The following is a 22,366-nucleotide window of genomic DNA, read 5'->3' on the forward strand; positions in this document are numbered from 1 at the left end:
GTGAACACGTTGGCGGACCGAACAGGCCGGATCTAGCCGCGAAAGGACACTTGGTTGGACGTTGGCTCCGCCTCCGGGCCCGACGATCACGTCGGTCGCGATTTGTCGCTTTTGGATTGGTCGGCAACTCCCCTTGGCGTTTCGTCCGAGTGGCCGCAGAGCCTGCGGACCGCCGTCAGCATCCTGTTGTCCTCCCGCTTCCCGATGTGGATGGCATGGGGACCCGACCTGACGTTCTTCTGCAACGACGCCTACCGGCGCGACACCCTGGGCCGCAAGTATCCGTGGGCGCTGGGCCGGCCCGCGCGCGAAGTCTGGGCCGAGATCTGGGATGACATCGGCCCCCGCATCGACCATGTACTGGCCTCGGCCGAGGCCACCTGGGATGAAGGCCTGCTGCTGTTCCTCGAGCGGTCGGGCTACCCGGAGGAGACGTACCACACCTTCTCCTACAGCCCGTTACGCGATGAAGCCGGAGACGTCGTCGGCATGCTCTGCGTGGTCACCGAGGAGACCGATCGGGTGATCGGCGAGCGGCGGATGGCCACGCTGCGTCTCCTCGGCTCCGATCCGTCGGTGGTGCGCACCGAGCGGGAAATGCTGGCTTTTGCGGCCCACCAGCTCCACCGCAACGGGTTTGACCTGCCGTTCACGCTGACCTACTTGTTCAACGACGACGGCAGCGCGCGCCTGGCCGGAGCCACCGGGATCGCCGCCGGTCACCCGGCCGCCCCGGCCACGCTGTCCGCGCACAGCGCGAACGTGTGGCCTGTCGACGGACCGGCCCACGGCCAACCGGTGGTAGTGGACCTCGACGGCGAACCGTTCATCGACCTGCCGACCGGCGAATGGCAGCAGCCGCCCCAACGAGCGCTGGTCACACCGCTTCTGGCACAAGGGGCGGCGCCCACCGGCTTCCTGGTCGCCGGTCTGAATCGCTACCGCCCGCTCGACGACGACTACCGCGGATTCATCAATCTGGTCGCGGGCCACATCGCGACCGGCATCTCCAGTGCCCGCAGTTACGGCGAACAACAGCGCCGGGTCGAGGAGCTCGCCGAGCTCGACCGCGCCAAGACGACCTTCTTCTCGAACATCAGCCATGAGTTCCGTACGCCGATCACCCTGATCCTGGGACCGGTGGCCGAGCTGCGCACCCGCGAGTTCGGACTCGACGAGCACGCGCAGAAGGAACTGGACGTCATCGAGCGCAACGGTTTGCGCCTGGCCAAGTTGGTGAACACGCTGCTGGACTTCTCCAGGATCGAGGCGAACCGCATGCAGGCCCAGTACGAGCCGGTGGACCTCGCGGCGGTCACGGCCGAGCTGGCCAGCGTGTTCCGTTCAGCCATCGATCGCGCGGGGCTCCAGTTGGTCGTGGACTGCCAGACGGTGGACGAGCCCGTGTACCTGGACCACGACATGTGGGAGAAGGTAGTCCTCAATCTGCTGTCCAACGCGCTGAAGTACACCTTCGACGGCACCATCACGGTGCGGGTGGCCCGCGACGGCGACGACGCGGTGGTGACCGTGGCCGACACCGGAATCGGTGTGCCTGCCAGCGAGATGCCCAGGCTGTTCGAGCGGTTCCATCGGATCGAGAATGCGCGAGCCCGCTCCACCGAGGGCAGCGGCATCGGGCTGGCGCTGGTGAAGGAGCTCGTCGGTCTGCACGGCGGCATGATCTCCGCCGACAGTGTCGAGGGTGCGGGCACCACCTTCACCATCCGGCTGCCGATCGGCGCCGGCCACCTCCCTGCCGATGCGATCACCGCGCCGGAGGCAGGCCAGGCATCATCCGGTATCGCCGAACCCTTCGTTCAGGAGGCCTTGCGCTGGTTGCCCCACAGCAGCACCGACGATACGGCCGAGCTGCCGGAGCCTCCGGCGTCGGCCACTGCGCCGCGCCGGGTGCTGGTCGCCGATGACAACGCCGACATGCGCGAATATCTGGTCCGGCTGCTGCGCGGCGCCGGCTACCGGGTCGACTCCGTGTCCGACGGCCAGCAGGCGCTGGTCCGGATCCGGGCGGACCTGCCCGACCTGGTGGTCAGCGATGTGATGATGCCGCGGTTGGACGGCCTGGGGCTGGTGGCCGCCCTCCGAACCGACACCCGCACCGTTGGCGTTCCTGTGCTGCTGCTGTCGGCCCGAGCCGGCCAGGAGGCATCCAGCGAGGGGCTGCGGGCCGGAGCCGACGACTATCTGGTCAAGCCTTTCGCCGCGGCCGACCTTCTGGCACGCGTGCGGGCCAATATCGAACTGGCCCGGTTGCGCACCCATCACACCCGGTGGCGCGCAGCACTGGTCGAGTCCCTGCAGGAGGCGTTCTTCGTCTGCGATGACGTCGGCGCAGTCATCGAGATCAACAACGCGTTCACCGAGATCCTCGGCTTCGGCCCCGAAGACCTGCCCTACGCGCCCGAACACCCGTGGTGGCCCGACCCTGAGACCCAGCCCGAGGCTCACCAACAGATCGTCGACGCCTTCCTCAGCATTCCCGAGCAACCGCACGGCAGCTACACCGTTCCGGTGAACCATCGCGATGGCCACCGGGTGTGGATCACCGCGAACATCGCCCACGCCGAGGACCCCGAGACCGGCCGCAGCATGATGGTCGGGACGTTCCGAGACGTCACCGCCGAGCACTACAGCGGCCAACTCCAGATTGCTCTGGCTGCCCTGAATCAGCAACTTGCACAAGCAGATAGCGTTGTGGATGCGCTTCGCGGTGCAGTCGAGCAGGTGCGTGAGCAGTGGTCGGCTCGCACGGTGCTGGCCGCGATCTTCACCAACGGCGACACCCCCGAGCTCCTCGGCGACACCGACGAAGAGCAGTGGGCCGCTCTGCCCGACGCGGTCCGTGATCAGATCACAGCGCTGGGCAACAGCGGTGGCCTGCTGACCGCCGATGTCACCATCACAGGTTCGGCGGGTATTGCACTGCAACACCCGCGCGGCACCCTCGTGCTCTGGATCGACCTGCCCGAAGAACGGCCATTCACGAACGACGACCAGACCTTGCTGACAGTGCTCGCCGGCCGCCTCGGACAGGGCCTGCAGCGGGTCCACCAGGTTGATCAGCAGCGGGAAACGGCTCTGGCACTTCAACACTCGATCCTTGGTCCGGCACACCTGCCCGCCGGCTTCGCGGTGCGTTATCAACCCGCGTCGCATCCGCTACAGGTGGGCGGCGACTGGTATGACGTCATCGCCCTCGACGACGGCCGCATCGCGCTCGTCGTCGGCGACTGCGTCGGCCACGACCTCACCGCGGCCACCGTCATGGGCCAGCTGCGCAGCGCCTGTCGTGCACTCCTGCTCGAAAGAGCCAGTCCTGCAGCGACATTGGAAGGCCTCGACCGGTTCGCCGCACGGCTGCCCGGCGCACAGTCCACCACCGCGTTCTGCGCGATCCTGGATCCCGACACCGGCGAACTGATCTATTCCAGTGCCGGACATCCACCGGCGATCCTGGTTTACGCCGACGGCACCCCCCGCCTGCTCGACGACGGCCACTCCATCGCACTGGGCATCCGGCCGGACCGTGAGCGTCCCCAGGCCCAGGTGACAGTACCGGCGCAGGCGACCCTGCTGCTCTACACCGACGGCCTCGTCGAGCGCAGACGCCGTTCGCTCGACGACGGAATCGACCGGGCGGTCAACCTCATTCGCGACGACAGCGCGCTAGACCTGGACCCGCTGGCCGACCAGATCATGCAAGGCCTGGCGCCTCCGGGTGGGTACCAGGACGATGTCGCGCTGCTGATCTATCGGCATCCCGCCCCGCTCGAGGTGACCATTCCCGCCGACCCGCTCCACCTGGCTCCGGCGCGAGCCGCGTTGCGGGAGTGGCTGAACTCCGCCGGCATCGACCACGAACAGGCGCAGGACGTGCTCGTCGCCGCCGGCGAAGCCGTCACCAATTCCATCGAGCACGGCTATCGCCACGGCGACGGCGGCACCATCACTCTGCAGGCCATCTCCGAGGTCGACCAGCTGCGGCTGACGATCATCGACACCGGCTCGTGGAAACCCAAGCAAACCGGATATACCCATCGCGGCAAAGGCATCCAGATCATGCAGGCGTTGATGGAGGATGTCTCGATCCTCAACGACACCACCGGCACCGTCGTCCACCTGACGACCAGGATCCGCCGATGAGCACACCACTGACAGTCCGCACCGAACGGAAAGCCGACGGCCAGGTCGTACTCCTGGCCACCGGGGAGATCGACGCCAGCAACGTGGCCGACTTCGCCGAAGCACTCAATGCGGGTGTCGCCGACAGCACCGACGTCATCACCGTCGACCTCAGCGCGGTGGACTATCTGGACAGCGCGGCGATCAACGCCCTTGCCCCCCATGCCGAATCACTGCAGATCATTGCCAACCCGGTGTTGATGCGCGTGCTCATGGTCAGCGGCCTGACCGAGCTCGCAAAGATTTGGCCCGCAACGGACCTCTGAGATGGGCCTACAGCCCGCCTGGGCTGGTCAGCGCCAGCAGCCGCGACGTCGCCCGCAGATACTTCTTGCGATAGCCGCCGGCCAGCATCTCCTCGGAGAAGATGGTGTCCAGCTTGGCGCCGGAGGCAACCACCGGAATGCCCGCGTCGTAGAGCCGGTCAGTCAGTGCGACCAGCCGCAGCGCCACGTTCTGGTCGTCGATCGGGTGCACACCGGTGATGAACACCGTCCTCACCCCCTCGATCAGGGTGAGATAACGCGACGGATGCATCGTCGCCAGATGCGCGCACAACGCGTCGAAGTCGTCGAGGGTGGCGCCAGGCATCTCCGCAGCCCGTGCGCTCACCTCACCGTCGGTCAGCGGCTCGGGCGCCGGCGGCAAACCACGATGGCGATAATCCGGGCCTTCGATCCGCACTGTGGTGAAAATGCTTGCCAGGGTGTTGATTTCACGTAGGAAGTCCTGTGCGGCGAAGCGCCCCTCACCGAGCTGCTCGGGCAGCGTGTTCGACGTCGCGGCGATCGACACCCCCCGCTCGACGAGCTGGGACAGCAGCCGCGAAATCAGGGTGGTGTTGCCAGGGTCGTCGAGCTCGAACTCGTCGATGCACACCACCACGTAGTCGGCCAGCAGATCGATGCACTCGACGAAACCGAAGACTCCGGCCAGCTGGGTCAACTCACCGAATGTCGCGAACGCCCTGGGATGTTCGGCCGATTCGGGCAGCTCCCGGTAGGAGGATGCCAGCAAGTGCGTCTTGCCGACACCGAAGCCGCCGTCGAGGTAGATGCCGACCCCGGGCAGAGTTTCCCGCTTGCCGAACAGTTTCTTCTTCCCTGCCCGCCGGCGCAGCGCCTCGGCGCAGAACGCCCGGCAGGCGTCCACGGCGGCGGCCTGGGTAGGTTCGGCGGGGTCAGGCCGGTAGGTGTCGAAGCTGACGCCGGCGAACGTGGGCGGCGGTACGAGTTGAGCCACGAGCCGCTCCGGGGACGCCGTCGGATGCCGGTCGACGAGGCGGTCCATGACACGAACTGTATCGACGTGTTGCAATCGTGCGTATGCCCGCAAGCACGAACGACCCGGATGGGACGCACTTCACACTGCTGGGCGATGGCAGCACCGGCAGTTCCGTGGATGACGATCACCTCGCCCAGCTGTACGCCTACCCGGCCGAGCTGAGCCGCTGCCTGGTCCGGGGCAATGCCATCACCAGCCTCGACGGTGGCGCCGCGACCGACGGAACGTCCGGCGGGCTGGGCGGACCCGGGGACCGGCGGCTCTTCCGGGTGCTGCGCGAGCTCGCCGACGTCATCGTCGTCGGTGCCGGCACCGCACGCGCCGAGAACTACTCAGGCGCGCAGATGACCCTCGCGGAGCGCGCCGAACGGCAGCGACGCGGCCAGAGCGAGGTCCCACCCATTGCGCTGGTGACCCGCTCCGGGCACGTCGACCACGACCTGCCGGTGCTGACCCGTACCGAAGTGGCGCCGCTGGTACTCACGTGCGACAACGCCGTCGCCGACACCCGCTCCCGGCTGGGTGGCGCGGCCGACGTGATCGCCTGCTCGGCGGCCGACCCCTCCGAAGTGGACCCGCCCGCCATGCTGGCCGCGCTCGCCGGCCGCGGGCTGCTGCGGGTCCTCTGCGAAGGCGGGCCGACCCTGACGGGCACATTCATCGAACACGGCCTGCTCGACGAGCTCTGCCTGACCACCGCGCCGAAGCTGGTCGGCGGTGCCTCGCCGAGGATCGCCACCGGCACCGGTCACGTGCTCACCGGGATGCGGCGAGCACACCTGTTGTCCGATGCCGACGGCTATCTCTTTGGACGCTATACGCGCGTCGGCTGAGCAACTCCGGGTGGCGGTGTCGCTACTGTGGTGGGCATGCGCGATCGTCGAGTCTGGGCCTCCCAGGCCGTAGTCAGCCTCGGCACCGCGGCGTTGACTGCTTTGCTGACCGGATGTGCCCCGTGGCTGGCCGCAAATCCCCAGTTCGCCAGCGATAAGGCGCACAACCCGTCGGCCCCCACGTCCACCAGGCCGGCCGGCGGCCCACCGGCGATCGCGGTGCCCAAGAACGAGTTGGGTTGGAAAGACTGCACCTCGAAGGTCTTCGGTGACGCCGGCGTCCCGGCTGCTCCCGGCGTGATCCTGGAATGCGCCAACTACGACGCCGACCTGGACCCCATCGCCGGTGCGGCCGGCACCATCAGCATCGGCACGGTGCGTGCCCGGTCGGTGGATACCCCGCCCGACGCCGGCCCGCTGGTATTCACGACCGGCTCCGACATCCCGTCGTCGATGCAGCTGCCGGTGTGGCTGTCCCTGTCAGGTGCCGACGTGCTCAAGACCCATCCGATCGTCTCGGTGGACCGCCGCGGCCTCGGCATGTCCAGCCCGGTGGACTGCCGCGACGCGTTCGACCGCCAGGAGATGCGCGACCAGGCACAGTTCGAGTCGGGCGACGACCCGGTGGCCAACCTTGGCACCATCACCATGACGGCGACGACGAGCTGCACCGACACCATCGCCCCCGGCGACTCGGCCTACGACAACGCCCGAGCCGCCGAGGATCTCGAGCGGCTGCGCAGCACCTGGGACGTGCCCGCCCTGGCGCTGATCGGCGTCGGCAACGGCGCGCAGATCGCGCTCGCCTACGCCGGATCCCACCCTGACAAGGTGGCCCGCCTGGTGCTGGACTCCCCCGTCCCGCCCGGCGTCGACGCCGAAGCGGCGGCAGAGGAACAGGTCAAAGGCCAGCAAGCCGCTCTGGATGCGTTCGCCACCCAATGCATCGCGGTCAACTGCGCGCTCGGGCCCGACCCCAAGGGCGCCGTCGACGCGCTGCTGACCGCCGCCCGTGCCGGTCGCGGTCCGGGTGGCGTGTCAGTCGCCGTGCTGGCCAACGCGATCGTCACCGCGATGGGCTTCCCCAACGGAGACCGCATCGGCACCACGGTCAGCCTGGCCAACACGCTGGCGGCGGCACGCGGCGGCGATGCCAACCAGCTGAACAGTTTGATCAACCGCACCCAGTCGACGCGCGACAGTGACGGCCAGTTCGTCAACGGCTGCAGCGACGCCCTGAACCGTCCCACCCCAGACCGGGTGCGCGAACTCGTCGTCCAGTGGGGCAAGCTCTATCCGCAGTTCGGCGCCGTCGGCGCCCTGAACCTGGTGAAGTGCCTGAACTGGCCCAGCGGCCAGGCCCCCAAAGAGCCCAAGGACCTGAAGGTCAACGTGCTGCTGCTCGGGGTGCAGAACGACCCGATCGTCGGCAATCAGGGCGTGCCCGCGTCGGCGGCCACCATCATCAACGCCGGCGCCGCGAGCAAACGGGTGATGTGGCAGGGCATCGGACACGGGGCAAGCATCTACACGGCATGCGCCTTGCCACCGATGACGAGTTATCTCGATAGCGGCGACATGCCGCCCACCGACACCTACTGCCCCGCCTGAGCCTCTGACCGGTCCTGCCGGTGTACGGTGCGGACGTGGCGGTAGCTGAACTCCGATCCGGCCTCGTCAACGCATTCCGACCGCGGACTAGTCCTCCGACGACGGCGGCGGTCCTGCGTTCGGTGTTGTGGCCCATCGCAATCATGTCGATCATTCACCGCAGCTACGTGCTGAGCTCCAACGGTTACATCACCGACGACTTCGGGCCCGTCTACCGTGCGGTGTCCAACTTCCGTCGCGGCCTCGACATTTACAACGAGCACTTCGACTACGTCGACCCGCACTACCTGTATCCGCCGGGCGGCACCCTGCTGATGGCGCCGTTCGGCTATCTGCCGGTGTTCGCCTCGCACAACTGGTTCGTGTTCTTCAACACAGCGGCCATAATCCTTTCCGCCTGCCTGCTGGTGCGGTTGTTCAAACTCCCGTTGAGCTCGGTGGCCCTGCCGGCGCTGCTGCTGGCGATGTTCTGCACCGAATCGGTCACCAACACACTGGTGTTCACCAACATCAACGGCTGCATCCTGCTGTGCGAGGTGCTGTTCTTCCGCTGGCTGCTCGACGGCAAGATCAGCCACCAATGGTGGGCCGGCGTGGTGATCGGGCTGTCCTTGGTGGTCAAACCGGTGCTCGGCGTCTTGCTCCTGCTGCCGCTGCTCAACAAGCAGTGGCGCACCGTGGTGGCCGCCATCGTCGTGCCGGTGGTCTTCAATGCGGCGGCCTGGCCGCTGGTGCCCGACCCGATGAACTTCGTCGAACGCACGCTGCCCTACATCTTCTCCACCCGCGACTACTTCAACAGCTCGGTGCTGGGCAACGGTGTCTACTACGGGCTGCCGATGTGGCTGATCCTGCTCCTGCGGGTGGTGTTCCTGGCGCTGGCGGTGGCCAGCCTGTGGCTGCTGTACCGCCACTACAAGGACCGCGACCCGTTGTTCTGGATGCTGACCTCCTCGGGCGTCCTCCTCATCGCGTCGTGGCTGGTGCTGTCGCTGGCCCAGGGCTACTACTCGATGATGCTGTTCCCCTTCCTGATGACAGTGGTGCTGCCGAACTCGGTGGTGCGCAACTGGCCGGCCTGGCTGGCCACCTACGGATTCTTGACGATGGACCGCTGGCTGATGTGGCGCTGGCCGACCACCGGGCGATTCCTGGAGTACATGAAGATCACCTACGGCTGGTCACTGATGCTGGTCGTGGTGTTCTGTGTGCTGTACTACCGCTATTCCGACGCAAAATCCGAGGGCCGGCTGGCCGACGGCATCGATCCGCCGTGGATGCGGGCACCCCGTCCCGGTAACGTGAACGCATGAGTTCGATCCCAGCCCCCAAGCTCGAACTGACCAACGACGAATGGCGTAAGCGACTGAACCCGGCCGAATACGCGGTTCTGCGCGAGGCCGGCACCGAGCGTCCCTTCACCGGCGAATACACCGACACCAAGACCGAAGGTGTCTACACCTGCCGAGCCTGCGGCACCGAATTGTTCCGCAGCTCAGAGAAATTCGAGTCGCACTGCGGCTGGCCGTCGTTTTTCGACCCGTCGCACTCCGATGCGGTGATCCTGCGGCCGGACGACACCCTGGGCATGCACCGGGTCGAGGTGCTGTGCGCGAACTGCCACAGCCACCTCGGGCACGTGTTCAGCGGTGAGGGCTACCCGACGCCGACCGACCAGCGCTACTGCATCAACTCGATTTCGCTGAAGCTGGTGCCGTCCGAGTCGTAGTCCGACACCTACTGGGCGGTCGTACCGGAAGCCGGCCGCTGGGCCAAGCGCAGCAACTCCTCAGGCGAAACCGGCTGTCCGTAGTAGAAGCCCTGCCCCACGTCGCAGCCCAACTCGCGCACCAACTTCGCGGTCGCGGCGTCCTCGACACCCTCCACCACGACCGTCAGGTCCAGCACGTGCGCGAGTTCGACCACAGCCCGCACGACGGCCGCCGCCCGCGCGTCGACCAGAATCGACGCAATGAAGTTGCGGTCGAGCTTCACCTCGTCGATCGGCAGGTCGCGCAGATACGACAACGCCGAATAACCACTGCCGAAGTCGTCAATGGCGACCCGAATCCCGTTGTGCCGCAATTGCTCCAGCACCATGCGTGTCTGCTCCAAGCGGCCCAGGAACAGGTCTTCGGTGATCTCGACCACCAACGATTCCGGGCGCAAACCGCGATCAGCCAGCGCTTTAACGAGAGTTGCCGGCAGCCCGGAGTTGGCCATCGACGGGGCGAACAGATTCACCGCAACCGGCACGTCGACGCCGGCCTGGCGCCAGGCCAGCGCATCGTCCAGGGCTCTGGTGATCACCAACTCAGTCACCAATCCCATCAGACCGTGCCGACGAACGAGCGGCAGGAACTCTTCGGGTCCCAGCACACTCCCGTCGAGCTGAGGCCAGCGCAATAGCCCTTCCGCGCCGACCATCTCCGCGGTGCGTAGATCGAACTTCGGTTGGTAGACGAGCGTCAGTTCAGCGTTGTCAACAGCCTGCCGAAGCCTGCCCAGCAGGTGGACCGCCGCGGCACCTCCGCCGTCAGGCGTGGGTGCGGGGGCATCGAAGTGCTGCTCGTCTGCCAAGTGCATATCCGGGTTGTAGATCTGCACTCCGCGAAACCGGGCCCGCTTGGCGGAATACATCGCGGCATCGGCGCGCCGCAGTAGCTCTTCGGCGGCAAGGTCCGGGTTGTCGGAATCGGCCATGGCCAGCCCGATGCTGGGTCGCATCAGCAGCTCGTGCCCGCTGAGTTGGAACGGCTCCTCGAAAACCGCCACGATCCGGCCACCCACCCGTTCTGCCATCGCGGCGCCGCCGACGACCAGGATCGAGAACTCGTCGCCACCGAGCCGAGCCACCGTGTCACCCTTGCGAGCGCAGTCGCGCAGTCGGCGAGCCACGCCGACCAGCAGGTCGTCGCCGACCAGGTGGCCGAGGTTGTCGTTGACGAGCTTGAAATCGTTGAGGTCGATGGACACGACGGCCAGCGAAAGAGCTTCGCGCTCATGCAATTGCATGGCATGTTCGAGGCGTTCGTTGAACAGCGCGCGATTGGCCAGTCCGGTCAACGGGTCGTGCATCGCCTGGTCGGCAACGGTAGCCACCAGCCGCCTGTTCTCTCTGACTGCCACGAACTGCCGAGCCAGAACGGCCACCACCAGAAGGCCCGTGACGAGCAGAACGGGTGGCGTCTTCAGCAGTGGCACCGGCTGCGCGGCCGCGACGATGCCCGCGAACAGCAGCGGGGCGTAGGGCATCCACACCGAGGTCCAGCCGGGCAGGGCAAGCGAGTCGCGCTCGTCGTCCTGGCCGTCCCGTGCGGCGACAGCGGCGACGCTGATGAGTAGTAAACCCGCCGCCCACCCGATGTCGGTGATGTTCCCGGAGCCGTACGCGTCGGTGGCGTCCAGATATGCAAATCCGCTGTCCGACAGAGCAAAACATGCCGCCCCCGCGGTCAGCAGCATGAGCGACAACCGATGGCCGGCACTCGCGCTGACCAGCACCACCGCCGCGATCGTCAGGACCAGGATGTCGGCTAGCGGGTAGATCATCGAGATCACGAACGCCAGCCGACGGGGACCACCGGACACCCACAGCGGCTCCAGGATGGTCACCCAGCTCGCCAGGAAGAGCGATCCCGCGACGATGATCCCGTCAAGGAAAAGCCGGGTGCGGGACTGGCTGCGGTCAACCGGGAAGAACAACAGGGCCGCGCAGGCGCCCACCGGCAGCAACAGAAATCCGGCATCGGCCACTGAGGGGAACGGAACGTGATGCAGCGCAACCTCGTAATACGTCGAGATGACTTGGCCGATTCCCCAGCCCGCTAATCCGATGGCTATCGACACCCACACCATCCGTCGGCGCCCGCTCAGCGTCCGGGAAGCCAGGGCGGCGAAGACGATGCCCGGGATCGTCAGCGCGATGAAGATCAGGTCGTTGACGACGGACACCGTCGGGCTGAGTGACCAGGCGGCCACCATCCAGACGACGATCGCGACGAAGACCGCGGCCGCCCCGAGAGCGGCGTGCGAAGTCTTCGGCAACGTGGGCACCGTCGCCCCCTCCCCGGGGTTATCGCATGAGCTCGATCTGAGGGACGTCGCTTTCGGCCCAGCGACACGAGCCCTCGCGGACGGCACAGCCCAAAGTCTGGCAGGTCCCGTCGCTTTCGCATTTCTGCAAGACCTCGACCAGCTTGTCAGACGGCAGCGGCGGACTGAAATAGTAGCCCTGCCCGACGTGGCAGCCGTGCCGGCGAAGCCAGTCGGCCGTTGCTGCGGTTTCGATGCCTTCGGCGACGGTGGTCAGGCCCAGTTCGTCGGCCAGGTTGACCACAGCGCGCACCACGGCGGCCGCCCGCTGGTCGGCGGGAATCGGCGCGATGAAGTGGCGATCCAACTTCACCTCGTCGACAGTGAGGTCGCGCATGTACGACAGCGCCGAGTATCCGCTGCCGAAATCGTCGATGGCGATGCGAATCCCATACTCCTGCAACTGATTCAGCACAGTTTTCGTGCGATCCATGTTGTCCAGGAACAGGTCCTCGGTGATCTCGACGGTCAGCTGCGACGGACTGAGACTTCGGTCGGCCAGCGACTTGGCGAACTTGCCCGGCAACCGCAGATCGGCCATCGATGGCGCGAACATGTTCACCGCGATGGGAACCTCGAGCCCCGCTGTGCGCCAGCGCAGCACGTCGTCCAGTGCGGTGTTGACCACCAGGTCGGTGATCGAGCCCATCAGCCCGTACCGGCGGACCAGTGGGAGAAACTCGTCAGGGGCCAGCAGACCCCGCGTCGGGTGTGGCCAGCGCACCAGCGCCTCGACCCCGACGATTGCCGCAGTCCTCAGGTCGAACTTCGGCTGATACACCAAGGTGAGCTCGAACTGGTCGATCGCGTGCCGCAGCTCCCCCAACAACTGAATCGTGCTCGCGCCGCTGCGGCTCACGGGCAGCGGCCCGCTGGCGAACGGCTCACGGTCGGGCACTTCGGCCAGCAGCATCTCGGCGTTGAAGAGATGTACACCGCCGGTGCGGGAACGCTTCGCCGAATACATCGCGATGTCGGCCCGTTTCAGCAGGTCCTCGGCCGTGAGGTCAGGCTCGTCGGCTTCGGCCACCGCGAGCCCGACGCTGGGCCGGATCAGCAGTTCCTGGCCATCGACGATGAACGGCTCTTCGAAAGCCTCCACCACCCGGTGTGCGACCAATTGCGAGTTGTCCACCCGGCCCTCGATGAGGACGGCGAATTCATCACCGCCCAGCCGCGCCACCGTGTCGCCGGCTCGCACGCACCCGTCAATCCGCTCGGCAACCAGGCTCAGCAGTTCGTCACCGACCGGGTGACCGAGGGTGTCGTTGACCACCTTGAAATCGTCGAGGTCCATGACCAGGACACCGACTGAGAGTGCGTCACGTTCGCGCATCTGCATGGCGTGGTTGAGGTGATCCCGGAAGACGATCCGGTTGCCGACACCGGTCAGCGGATCACGCAACGCCTGCTCAGCCACCGCCGCCAGGAGCATGCGGTTTTCTCCCATCACCAACACCTGGCGCGCGCCGAAGGCGAGCAACAGCACAATCCCGATCACCGGTATCGGTCCGGCCTTCAGATCCTCGGGCGACTCGGTGAACACCGCAACGCTCGCGAACATCAAAGGGACGAAGGGCAGCCATACCGACGTAAACGAAACCGACTGAGCCGCCACAGCTTCACGATGCGCAAAGCCGCGCCCGGTGATAGCCGCGGCGACGAAGAGCGCCAGGCCCAGTAGCCAGCCGATGTCGAGGACCTGCCCGCTCGTGGGCTGGTACGTTGCCGTCAGGTAGACGAAGCCGCCGTCCGAGATCGCGATACCCGACATGGCCAACGTGAGCAAGATCAGCGTCAGGCGCTGACCGCGCTGAGCACGGGCCACCACCAGTACGCCGATGGTGAGGACAGCCGCATCCAATACGGGATAGCTGGCCGAGACAGCCATCTGGAGGCGGTCGACGGGCACCGAATTCCACAGCTCGTCGAGCACGGCGACCCAGCCGACGATGGTGAACGACCCGGCCACGATCAGCCCGTCGAGGATCAGCCGAGTCCGCGACGTGCGGCTGTGCCCGGAGGAGAGCAACAACAACGCGACCGCGGTGGCGATCGGCAGCACCAGATACGCAGCGTCGGCTACCGACGGGTAAGGGTGCTTGACGCCGACGAGCTTGTAGTAGCGCCAGAGCATGGCTCCCACGCTGAAGGAGCCGAGCCCGACCGCCAGCGTGATCCAGGCCAGGCGCACCCGCCCGCGGCAGGACCGGGCCGTCCAGACCGCGGCGACGAGCGCCACCAGCGACAGCTCGATCATGACGTTGTCGGTGTTGGTGACCAGGGAAAAGAGCGACGCGCTCGACAACCCGCCGAGCACCAGGAGCCAGCCTGTCATCAGCGCGCAGACGGCCAGACCAACGACCAGTGCCTTTGTCCGCGTCGCCCTAAGCCCAGTCACTCGGGCCCCCGATCATCTCGGCCACGCAGAACATCTAGCAGAGCGATCGTAGCGAACTTTCGTTTACTCGACTGTGTTTACCTGCATCGTCGCGCCGCTAGGGCAGCTTGGCGACCAGCTCCTCGACGCCGATTCGCGGCCCGGTGAAGAACGGGATCTCCTCACGCACGTGGCGGCGCGCTTCGGTGGCCCGCAGATCACGCATCAGGTCGACGATGCGGTACAGCTCAGGGGCCTCGAATGCCAGGATCCACTCGTAGTCACCGAGGGCGAACGCGGGCACGGTGTTGGCCCGGACGTCCTTGTAGCTGCGGGCGGCCATGCCGTGGTCGGCGAGCATCTTGCGGCGCTCGTCGTCGGGCAACAGATACCAATCCAGCGAACGCACGAAGGGGTAGACGCAGACGTAGTTGCCCGGCTCCTCGCCGGCCAGGAACGCCGGGACGTGGCTCTTGTTGAACTCGGCCGGCCGATGCAGCGCGACGGCACTCCACACCGGCGAGACAGCCCGCCCCAGGGTCGTGGTGCGCCGGAAGTCGCTATAGGTGGCCTGGAGCGTCTCGATGTGCTCGGCGTGGGTCCAGATCATGAAATCGGCGTCGGCACGCAGCCCGGCGACGTCGTAGAGACCGCGCACCACGACGCCGTTCTCCTCCTGCTGCTTGAGGAACGTGGCGGTCTCGTCGATGACGGCGGCGCGGGACTCTTCGTCGTAGCCCAGCTCCCCCGGTTCGGCGGCGAACACCGAGAACATCACGTAGCGGATCGTGGCGTTGAGCTCGTCGTAGTCCAGTTTGGCCATGGCACCCATCGTGCCACGCGGGACGTCGGCTATCGGTGCGTGGTGCTTATCGACGCGTGGCCTCGGCCACGCGTTGCGCGGCCCGGCCGGCCACCCCCACGCAGGCAGGCACCCCGATGCCGTCCAGATAGTTGCCTGCGATCGCCAGGGTGGCCGGTAGATCCTCCCGCAATCCGGCAGTCAGCTCGCGATAACCGGGACCGTACTGCGGCATCGCATCCAGCCAGCGGTGCACCAGCACGTCGACCGGGTCCACCGCGAACCCGAACACTGCCTGCAGGTCGCCGAGCGCCCAGGCAAGCAAGTCGGCATCGGAGGTGGCGCGTGCTACTTGATCGCCGAACCGGCCGAACGACAGCCGCAACAACTCCGCGTTGCCTCGCACCCCCCACTTACGGGTCGAAAGCGTAATCGCCTTGGCGTGCAAGCGTTCTCCGCTGGCCACCAGCACACCCGACTGCTGCGGCAGCGGGGCACCGCCAGGCACCGCCAGCGCCAGCACCGCCGCCGAGGCGACGGGGATCGCGGCGGCCGCCGCGGCGGCGGCCGGCGCGATCCCGGTCAGCAGCGGCGCCAGCCGTGGCGCCGGGACAGCCACGATCACCGCATCGGCGGACCAGTGCTGCCCGTCGTCGTCGCGCAGGCTCCAGCCCTTCTCATCGGGTTCGATGTGCTGGACGGATGTCTGTATCCAGCGCAGCCGGGAGCCGCCAGCCTCACCGACGCCGGGCGGCGGCCAGCGTCGGCGCCGCGGAGCGGATGCCGATGGTGGCCGCCGAGCCGGCGTAGACGCCGGACAGCATCGGGTCCACCGAGCGCGCGACGACCTGGGCGCCGAACCGGTCGGCGACGACGTCGCCGACGGCCGGGTCGGCGCCGGGGCGCCAGTGCAGCGGGCGGTTGGGTTCGGCGGCCATCTGCGCAATGGTCGCGTCGTCGACCAAACCGGTCACCGACGCAGCCGAGGTCGGAATGCCGTTGACGGTGTCGGCGGGCAGCGGGTGGATGCGGCCCTGGCTGTAGATCGTGGGCCGCACGCCGGTGGTGCTGACCTGCCGGCCGGCCAGGCCGAGTTCGGTCAGCAGTGCGGGCACCTCGGGGCGGCGCACCACGAAGGCTTCGGCGCCGATGTCCATCCACTGGCCGCCCAGCCGCTCGGTGCGCAGGATCCCGCCGAGCCGGTCAGCAGGGTCGAACAGTGTGATGTCGGCGTCATCACCGGCCAGCACGCGCAACCGGTAGGCCGCAACCAGACCCGAAATGCCGCCCCCGACAATGCAATACCGTGTAGTCACAGCGAGTGCACGAGGCCGACCAGATCTGTCAGCACGCCCGGATCGGTGCCAGGCAGCACGCCATGGCCCAGATTGAAGATGTGCCCGGCTGCCCCCGCGTCGACCGCCAGCCGGCCGTCGTCGACCACTGAGCGGGCCGCCTGCTCGACCGCCGGCCACCCGGCCAGCAGCACCACCGGGTCCAGGTTGCCCTGCAGCGCGATCTTCGGGCCGACGCGCAATGCCGCGTCGGGCAGCGAGGTACGCCAGTCGACGCCGACCACGGTGGCTCCCGCATCACCCATGGCGCCGAGCAGTTCGGCGGTGCCGACACCGAAGTGGGTCATCGGCACCCGGTAGTCCGCCAGCGCGGCGAACACCCGCGCGCTGTGCGGCAGCACGTGGGTGCGGTAGTCAGCCAGCGACAGCGTGCCCGCCCAGGAGTCGAATACCTGGATGGCGTCCACCCCGGCGTCGAGCTGCACCTTGAGGAAGGCGATCGTCACGTCGGTCAGCAACCCCATCAGCGCGTGCCAGGTCGACGGGTCGGCCAGCATCATCGCCTTGGTCCGCTCGTGCAGCTTGCTGGGGCCGCCCTCGATCAGGTAGGAGGCCAATGTGAAGGGGGCGCCGGCGAAACCGATCAGCGGCACGTCGCCGAGCTCGCCCACCAGCAGCCCGATCGCGTCGGAGATCGCGCTGACCCGCTGCAGCTCAAGGCCTTTCATCGCGTCGACATCGGCGGCGGTGCGCACCGGGTGGTCGATCACCGGGCCCACGTCGGGGACGATGTCGAGCTCGATGCCCGCGCCGCGGAGCGGGACGACGATGTCGGAGAACAGGATCGCCGCGTCGACCCGGTGCCGTCGTACCGGCTGCAGGGTGATCTCGCAGACCAGTTCCGGGTCGAAGCAGGCCTGCATCATGGTGTTCTTGGCCCGCAGTTCGCGGTACTCGGGCAGCGACCGGCCGGCCTGGCGCATGAACCAGACCGGTACGCGGCTGGGTTTGCGGCCAGTGGCGGCGGCCAGGTAGGGCGCCTCGGGCAGCTGGCGACGGGTGCTCATCGCGTCCATGCTGCCACGGGCAGGCGAGCCGAGATCCGCCCGATGCCACCAAATCGGCGCGCCTGCCCCCTCGACCTCGACGATAGGGCTAGCGTCAATTGCCGTGACCACTGCGGAACCGGCGCTTTTCCGCGAGGCGGTGGCGGCTATGAATACCGCCGAGGTACGGCCGGAGATCGAACTCGGTCCGATCCGCCCACCTCAACGTCTCGCGCCGTACAGCTATGCGCTGGGAGCCGAGGTCAAGCACCCCGAAACCGAGATCGTCCCGGAACACTCCGAGGGTGACGCGTTCGGACGGCTGATCCTGCTGCACGACCCCGACGGCTCGGAGGCCTGGGACGGCACCATGCGCCTGGTCGCCTATATCCAGGCCGACCTGGACTCCAGCGAGGCCATCGACCCGCTACTGCCGGAGGTGGCCTGGAGTTGGCTGGTCGATGCCCTCGACAGCCGCGCCGAGCACGTCACCGCACTGGGCGGCACCGTCACGGCCACCACCTCGGTGCGCTACGGCGACATCTCCGGCCCGCCGCGCGCCCACCAGCTCGAGATGCGGGCATCGTGGACGGCCACCACTATGGCACTCGACACCCATGTCCAGGCTTTCTGCGAGGTGCTCGAGCACGCCGCGGGCCTGCCCCCGGTGGGAGTGACGGACCTGGGTTCCCGCTCCCGCGCCTGATATGTCAGAACCCGACGACGACGCTGCAGCCGCGGCGTCCAGCGCCCCAGCCGACGACGGCCCCGAGCCGACTCCGCTGCTGAGCCCGGCCGAGGGTGTGCCGCCGGTGTCGGTCAGCGTCGACGAGATCGCCCGGGCGGCAGCGCAGCTGGCTAAGGGCACCGGCCCGTTCGCCGTCGACGCCGAGCGAGCCTCGGGATTCCGGTACTCCAACCGGGCCTACCTGATCCAGATCCGGCGCGCCGGTGCGGGCACCGTGTTGATCGACCCGGTCAATCACGGCAGCAGCCCGATCGACGTGTTGCGACCAGTGGCCGATGTGCTGGCAACCGACGAGTGGATCCTGCACGCCGCCGACCAGGATCTGCCGTGCCTGGCCGAGGTCGGAATGCGTCCGCCCGCGCTGTACGACACCGAACTGGCCGGCCGGCTGGCCGGTTTCGAACGGGTGAATCTGGCGGCCATGGTGCAGCGCCTGCTGGGCCTTGGGCTGGCCAAGGGGCACGGGGCGGCGGACTGGTCCAAACGGCCGCTGCCCGACGCCTGGCTGAACTACGCCGCCCTGGACGTCGAAGTGCTGATCGAGCTGCGTGAGGCGATCGCCGGTGTGCTCGCCGAGCAGCACAAAAGCGATTGGGCGGCAGAGGAATTCGAGCATCTGCGGTGCGCAGAGGCCACACCGACCCGCCGTGACCGGTGGCGGCGCACGTCGGGTATCCACAAGGTCCGCGACCGGCAGACGCTGGCGGCGGTGCGCGAGTTGTGGACGGTGCGCGATCAGATCGCCCGGCGCCGCGATATCGCACCGGGGCGGATCCTGCCGGACGCGGCGATCATCGCCGCGGCGGTGGCCGACCCCAAGACGGTCGAGGACCTGACGAAACTGCCGATCTTCGGCGGCCACAAGCAGCGCCGCAGTGCGCATGTCTGGCTGGCCGCGCTGGAGACCGCCCGCACCACCCCGGACCCACCGGACAGCGCCGAGCCGCAGAACGGCCCACCGCCCGCGGTGCGCTGGGCCAAACGCAAGCCCGAGGCGTCGGCCCGGCTGGACGCCGCGCGCGCACGGCTGTCCGAGCTGTCCGAGCGTGTGCATGTGCCCACCGAGAACCTGGTCTCCCCCGAGCTCGTCCGCAGGTTGTGCTGGGACTGGCAGAACAGTGCAGACGTCAGTCGGGCGATCGACAGCGTCCTGCGCGACGGCGGTGCCAGGGAATGGCAACGCGCTCTTGTGGTTCCGGTGCTGACGGTAGCGTTGGAGCCTGCTCAGACCGAGTGACGGTCGATATGGTCGAAGAAGTGTGTCAGCACCGCGTCGGGTGCTTCGATCTGGGGCCAATGTGCGATGCGCTCGTCGAGCATCACCACGTCCGCGTCCGGGATGACCTCCAGATAGCGCCGGGCCATGTGTGCGCCCGAGTTGGGGTCCGCCGGTCCGTCGATCAACCGCATCGGGACCGTTGTCTCACGCATCGCCCGCACCCACCGGTTGCGGTAGCGGTAGCGGTCGTTGACGAACCTGCCCACCTTGTGGGTGACGCGGGTGCCGTCGTTGTACTCCAAGATCTGGTGGAAGAGATCCATCATGCGCCGCGACGGTTTGGTGTCGGGACCGAACATCTCGTTGATCGTCGGCTCGACCAGCCGGCGCGACAACGCGGTACCCTGCAGCGGACTCATGATGTCGCCCAATGGAGTTCGCGACAGCAGCTTCTGCAGTGCGCGCGGCGTGTAGGCCTCGTTGAACAGGCCACCGTTGAGCCAGGTGATGGTGTCGATGCGCACCGGACCCGCCGACTGCCGGCCGGACTCCACGCGGGCCAGCATCTCCTGGCCGACCGAGACACCCAGATCGTGGGCCAGCAGATGGATCCGGTCGATGCCGAGGTGGGCCAGCAGCGCCTCGTGCATATCGGCGTGGTCGGGCACCGAATACTCGTAGGCCACCGGCTTGGCCGAGAAGCCCATACCGATCATGTCGGGGGCGATCACCGTGAATCGCGCGGTCAGCCGATCCCAGATCGGCGCCCAGTCGAACGTATTGAAGGGATAGCCGTGGATCAGCAGCAGCGCGGGGCCGGCACCTTCGACCCGATAGAAGATGTCAAAGCCCAGGTAGTCGAACTGCCTGCCGGCGGCTTTCCACTCTTCGAGTTCGGCGTCCACGCGGCCAGTGTAGAACTAGTCGAGGTGCTCTCGGGCGGCCTGCTCGTCGGCGTCGAGTGCACCCAGCGCGGCCACCCAACCGGTTACTCGGCGGGCGATGTTCCGCTCGGTGAGACCCACCGCTTCGAGCACCTCACCGCGACCGGCATGATCCAAGAACTGTTGCGGCACACCAACATCGCGGCACGGCACGTCGATCTCGGCGGCCCGCATCGAGGCGGACACCGCAGAACCCACACCGCCGCGCACTCCGTTGTCCTCCATGGTGACCACAAGCTTGTGCGCGCTCGCAAGGGGCACAACAGCATCCGGCACCGGGATCACCCAGCGGGGATCCACCACCGTCACGCCGATGCCCTGATTACGCAGCCGCTCGGCGACCTTGAGTGCCATCGGCGCGAACGATCCCACCGCGACCAGCAACACGTCGTTGCCGAGGCCGTCGGCCGGGCGAGCAAGGACGTCCACCCCGGAAACCCGTTCGAGTGCAGGAATGTCCTCGCCCACTTCGCCTTTGGGAAAGCGGATGGCAGTCGGGCCGTCGTTGATCTCCAGCGCCTCGCCGAGTTCCTCGCGTAGCCGGGCACCGTCGCGCGGCGCGGCCACCCGGATGCCGGGCACGATGCTCAGGAGCGACAGGTCCCACATGCCGTTGTGGCTGGCGCCGTCGTTGCCGGTGACCCCGGCCCGATCCAGCACCATCGTGACCGGCAGCTTGTGTAGCGCGACATCCATCATGACCTGGTCGAACGCGCGGTTGAGGAACGTCGAATAGATGGCGACCACAGGGTGCAGCCCGCCCATCGCCAGGCCGGCCGCCGAGGTCATCGCATGCTGCTCGGCGATTCCGACGTCGAACAGCCGGTCCGGGAAGCGTTCCCCGAACGCCGACAGGCCGGTCGGTCCCGGCATCGCCGCGGTGATCGCCACGATGTCGCGCCGCTTGGCGGCATAGGAGATCAGCGCCTCGGAGAACACCGACGTCCAGCCGGGCGCCGAGGACTTCGTGGCCAGACCGGTATCGGGGTCGATGACGCCGCAGGAGTGCATCTGCTCGGCCTCGTCGTTCTCGGCCGGCGCATATCCCATGCCCTTGCGGGTCACCACGTGCACGATCACCGGGGCATTGAAGCCGCGGGCGTGCCGCAAAGCGGTCTCCACCGCGTGCTCGTCGTGCCCGTCGATCGGGCCGACGTACTTCAGGCCGAGGTCGGTGAACATCACCTGCGGGGACAACGCGTCCTTGATGCCGGCCTTCACGCTGTGCATGGCCTGGTAGCAGGCCTCGCCGACGACTGGCACGCCACGGACCGCGACCCGGCCGCGCTCCAGGAGTCGCTCGTAGCCCGGCTGCAGCCGCAGGCCGGCTAGATGGTCGGCAAAACCGCCGATGGTCGGGGCATAGGAGCGGCCGTTGTCGTTCACGACGATCACCACCGGCCGGCGGGCGGCGGCGATGTTGTTCAGCGCCTCCCAGCACATACCGCCGGTCAGGGCGCCGTCGCCGACCACCGCCACGACGTGGCGATTGCGGTGGCCGGTCAGCTCGAAGGCTTTGGCCAGACCGTCGGCGTAGGACAGTGCCGCTGAAGCGTGGCTGGACTCGATCCAGTCGTGGTCGCTTTCGGCGCGGGACGGGTAGCCCGACAGGCCGCCGCGCATGCGCAACGTGTCGAAGTCGGCGGCGCGGCCGGTGAGCATCTTGTGGACGTAGGCCTGGTGTCCGGTGTCGAAAAGGATAGGGTCGTGCGGAGAGTCGAAGACCCGGTGCAGCGCGAGCGTGAGCTCGACGACCCCGAGGTTGGGGCCGAGATGTCCACCCGTGGCAGCGACTTTGTGAATCAGGAACTGGCGAATCTCCGCAGCCAGATCGGTCAGCTGCGCTTGGGACAGGTGTTGCAGATCTGCAGGGCCGCGAACCTGTTCAAGCATTCGGCCAGTCTAC

15 protein-coding genes and 1 pseudogene are annotated in these 22,366 nt (G+C 67.5%); 8 read left to right on the plus strand and 8 right to left on the minus strand.

The window, feature by feature from the left end; translation table 11 throughout:
* Window positions 1–54 precede the first annotated feature (54 nt).
* Window positions 55–4,164 carry a SpoIIE family protein phosphatase gene (locus CG716_RS00750; RefSeq protein WP_094475461.1) on the plus strand — a complete coding sequence of 1,370 codons (4,110 nt, stop codon included), beginning with the start codon at window positions 55–57 and terminating at the stop codon, window positions 4,162–4,164.
* A complete protein-coding gene (locus CG716_RS00755) occupies window positions 4,161–4,469 on the plus strand; it encodes an STAS domain-containing protein (protein ID WP_094475462.1) in 309 nt (102 codons plus the stop codon). Before CG716_RS00750 ends, CG716_RS00755 begins: the two co-directional genes overlap by 4 nt.
* Before the next feature lie 7 nt (window positions 4,470–4,476).
* Here the strand turns inward: CG716_RS00755 and zapE are convergent, their stop codons facing one another.
* Entirely contained in the window at window positions 4,477–5,493 is a 1,017-nt protein-coding gene (zapE, locus tag CG716_RS00760; protein ID WP_094475463.1) for a cell division protein ZapE, read from the minus strand.
* Window positions 5,494–5,528: 35 nt separating this feature from the next.
* Between zapE and CG716_RS00765 the strand changes: the two genes are divergently transcribed.
* Genes CG716_RS00765 through msrB form a run of 4 tightly spaced genes read left to right on the plus strand, consistent with a single transcriptional unit; the run spans window position 5,529 to window position 9,660 of the window.
* Window positions 5,529–6,320: a pyrimidine reductase family protein gene (locus tag CG716_RS00765; protein WP_094475464.1), complete on the plus strand. Its 792-nt coding sequence runs from the start codon at window positions 5,529–5,531 to the stop codon at window positions 6,318–6,320.
* A 36-nt stretch (window positions 6,321–6,356) separates the two neighbouring features.
* The gene (locus tag CG716_RS00770; protein ID WP_094475923.1) at window positions 6,357–7,931 is read left to right on the plus strand and encodes an alpha/beta hydrolase; all 1,575 of its coding nucleotides are present in this window, start codon (window positions 6,357–6,359) and stop codon (window positions 7,929–7,931) included.
* A 20-nt stretch (window positions 7,932–7,951) separates the two neighbouring features.
* Window positions 7,952–9,244, plus strand: a complete 1,293-nt coding sequence (aftC, locus tag CG716_RS00775; protein WP_094475465.1) for an arabinofuranan 3-O-arabinosyltransferase — start codon at window positions 7,952–7,954, stop codon at window positions 9,242–9,244.
* Window positions 9,241–9,660, plus strand: a complete 420-nt coding sequence (gene msrB / locus CG716_RS00780; protein ID WP_094475466.1) for a peptide-methionine (R)-S-oxide reductase MsrB — start codon at window positions 9,241–9,243, stop codon at window positions 9,658–9,660. The genes aftC and msrB overlap by 4 nt, the downstream gene beginning before the upstream one ends.
* Window positions 9,661–9,668: 8 nt before the next feature.
* On the opposite strand, the gene CG716_RS00785 is transcribed toward msrB, so the two are convergent.
* From CG716_RS00785 to hemE, 5 genes and pseudogenes are all read right to left on the minus strand, one after another.
* Window positions 9,669–11,987, minus strand: coding sequence for a putative bifunctional diguanylate cyclase/phosphodiesterase (locus tag CG716_RS00785; protein ID WP_234817649.1), 2,319 nt, complete (start codon window positions 11,985–11,987; stop codon window positions 9,669–9,671).
* A gap of 19 nt (window positions 11,988–12,006) precedes the next feature.
* Entirely contained in the window at window positions 12,007–14,364 is a 2,358-nt protein-coding gene (locus CG716_RS00790; protein ID WP_094475467.1) for a putative bifunctional diguanylate cyclase/phosphodiesterase, read from the minus strand.
* 160 nt (window positions 14,365–14,524) lie between these two features.
* A complete protein-coding gene (gene hemQ / locus CG716_RS00795; RefSeq protein WP_094475927.1) occupies window positions 14,525–15,229 on the minus strand; it encodes a hydrogen peroxide-dependent heme synthase in 705 nt (234 codons plus the stop codon).
* 46 nt (window positions 15,230–15,275) lie between these two features.
* Window positions 15,276–16,524, minus strand: a pseudogene (locus CG716_RS00800) (FAD-dependent oxidoreductase).
* The gene (hemE, locus tag CG716_RS00805) at window positions 16,521–17,570 is read right to left on the minus strand and encodes a uroporphyrinogen decarboxylase (RefSeq protein WP_094475929.1); all 1,050 of its coding nucleotides are present in this window, start codon (window positions 17,568–17,570) and stop codon (window positions 16,521–16,523) included. The pseudogene CG716_RS00800 and the gene hemE overlap by 4 nt, the downstream one beginning before the upstream one ends.
* A 148-nt stretch (window positions 17,571–17,718) precedes the next feature.
* Between hemE and CG716_RS00810 the strand changes: the two genes are divergently transcribed.
* Window positions 17,719–18,255, plus strand: a complete 537-nt coding sequence (locus tag CG716_RS00810; RefSeq protein ID WP_234817671.1) for a DUF3000 domain-containing protein — start codon at window positions 17,719–17,721, stop codon at window positions 18,253–18,255.
* Between the two features lies 1 nt (window position 18,256).
* On the plus strand, window positions 18,257–19,534 hold the full coding sequence (locus CG716_RS00815; RefSeq protein ID WP_094475469.1) for an HRDC domain-containing protein: 1,278 nt from the start codon (window positions 18,257–18,259) through the stop codon (window positions 19,532–19,534).
* On the opposite strand, the gene CG716_RS00820 is transcribed toward CG716_RS00815, so the two are convergent.
* The gene (locus CG716_RS00820; RefSeq protein WP_094475470.1) at window positions 19,522–20,421 is read right to left on the minus strand and encodes an alpha/beta fold hydrolase; all 900 of its coding nucleotides are present in this window, start codon (window positions 20,419–20,421) and stop codon (window positions 19,522–19,524) included. The genes CG716_RS00815 and CG716_RS00820 overlap by 13 nt on opposite strands.
* Before the next feature lie 15 nt (window positions 20,422–20,436).
* Window positions 20,437–22,353, minus strand: a complete 1,917-nt coding sequence (dxs, locus tag CG716_RS00825; RefSeq protein ID WP_094475471.1) for a 1-deoxy-D-xylulose-5-phosphate synthase — start codon at window positions 22,351–22,353, stop codon at window positions 20,437–20,439.
* Window positions 22,354–22,366 lie beyond the last annotated feature (13 nt).

Source organism: Mycolicibacterium sphagni (assembly GCF_002250655.1).
GTDB lineage: Bacteria > Actinomycetota > Actinomycetes > Mycobacteriales > Mycobacteriaceae > Mycobacterium > Mycobacterium sphagni.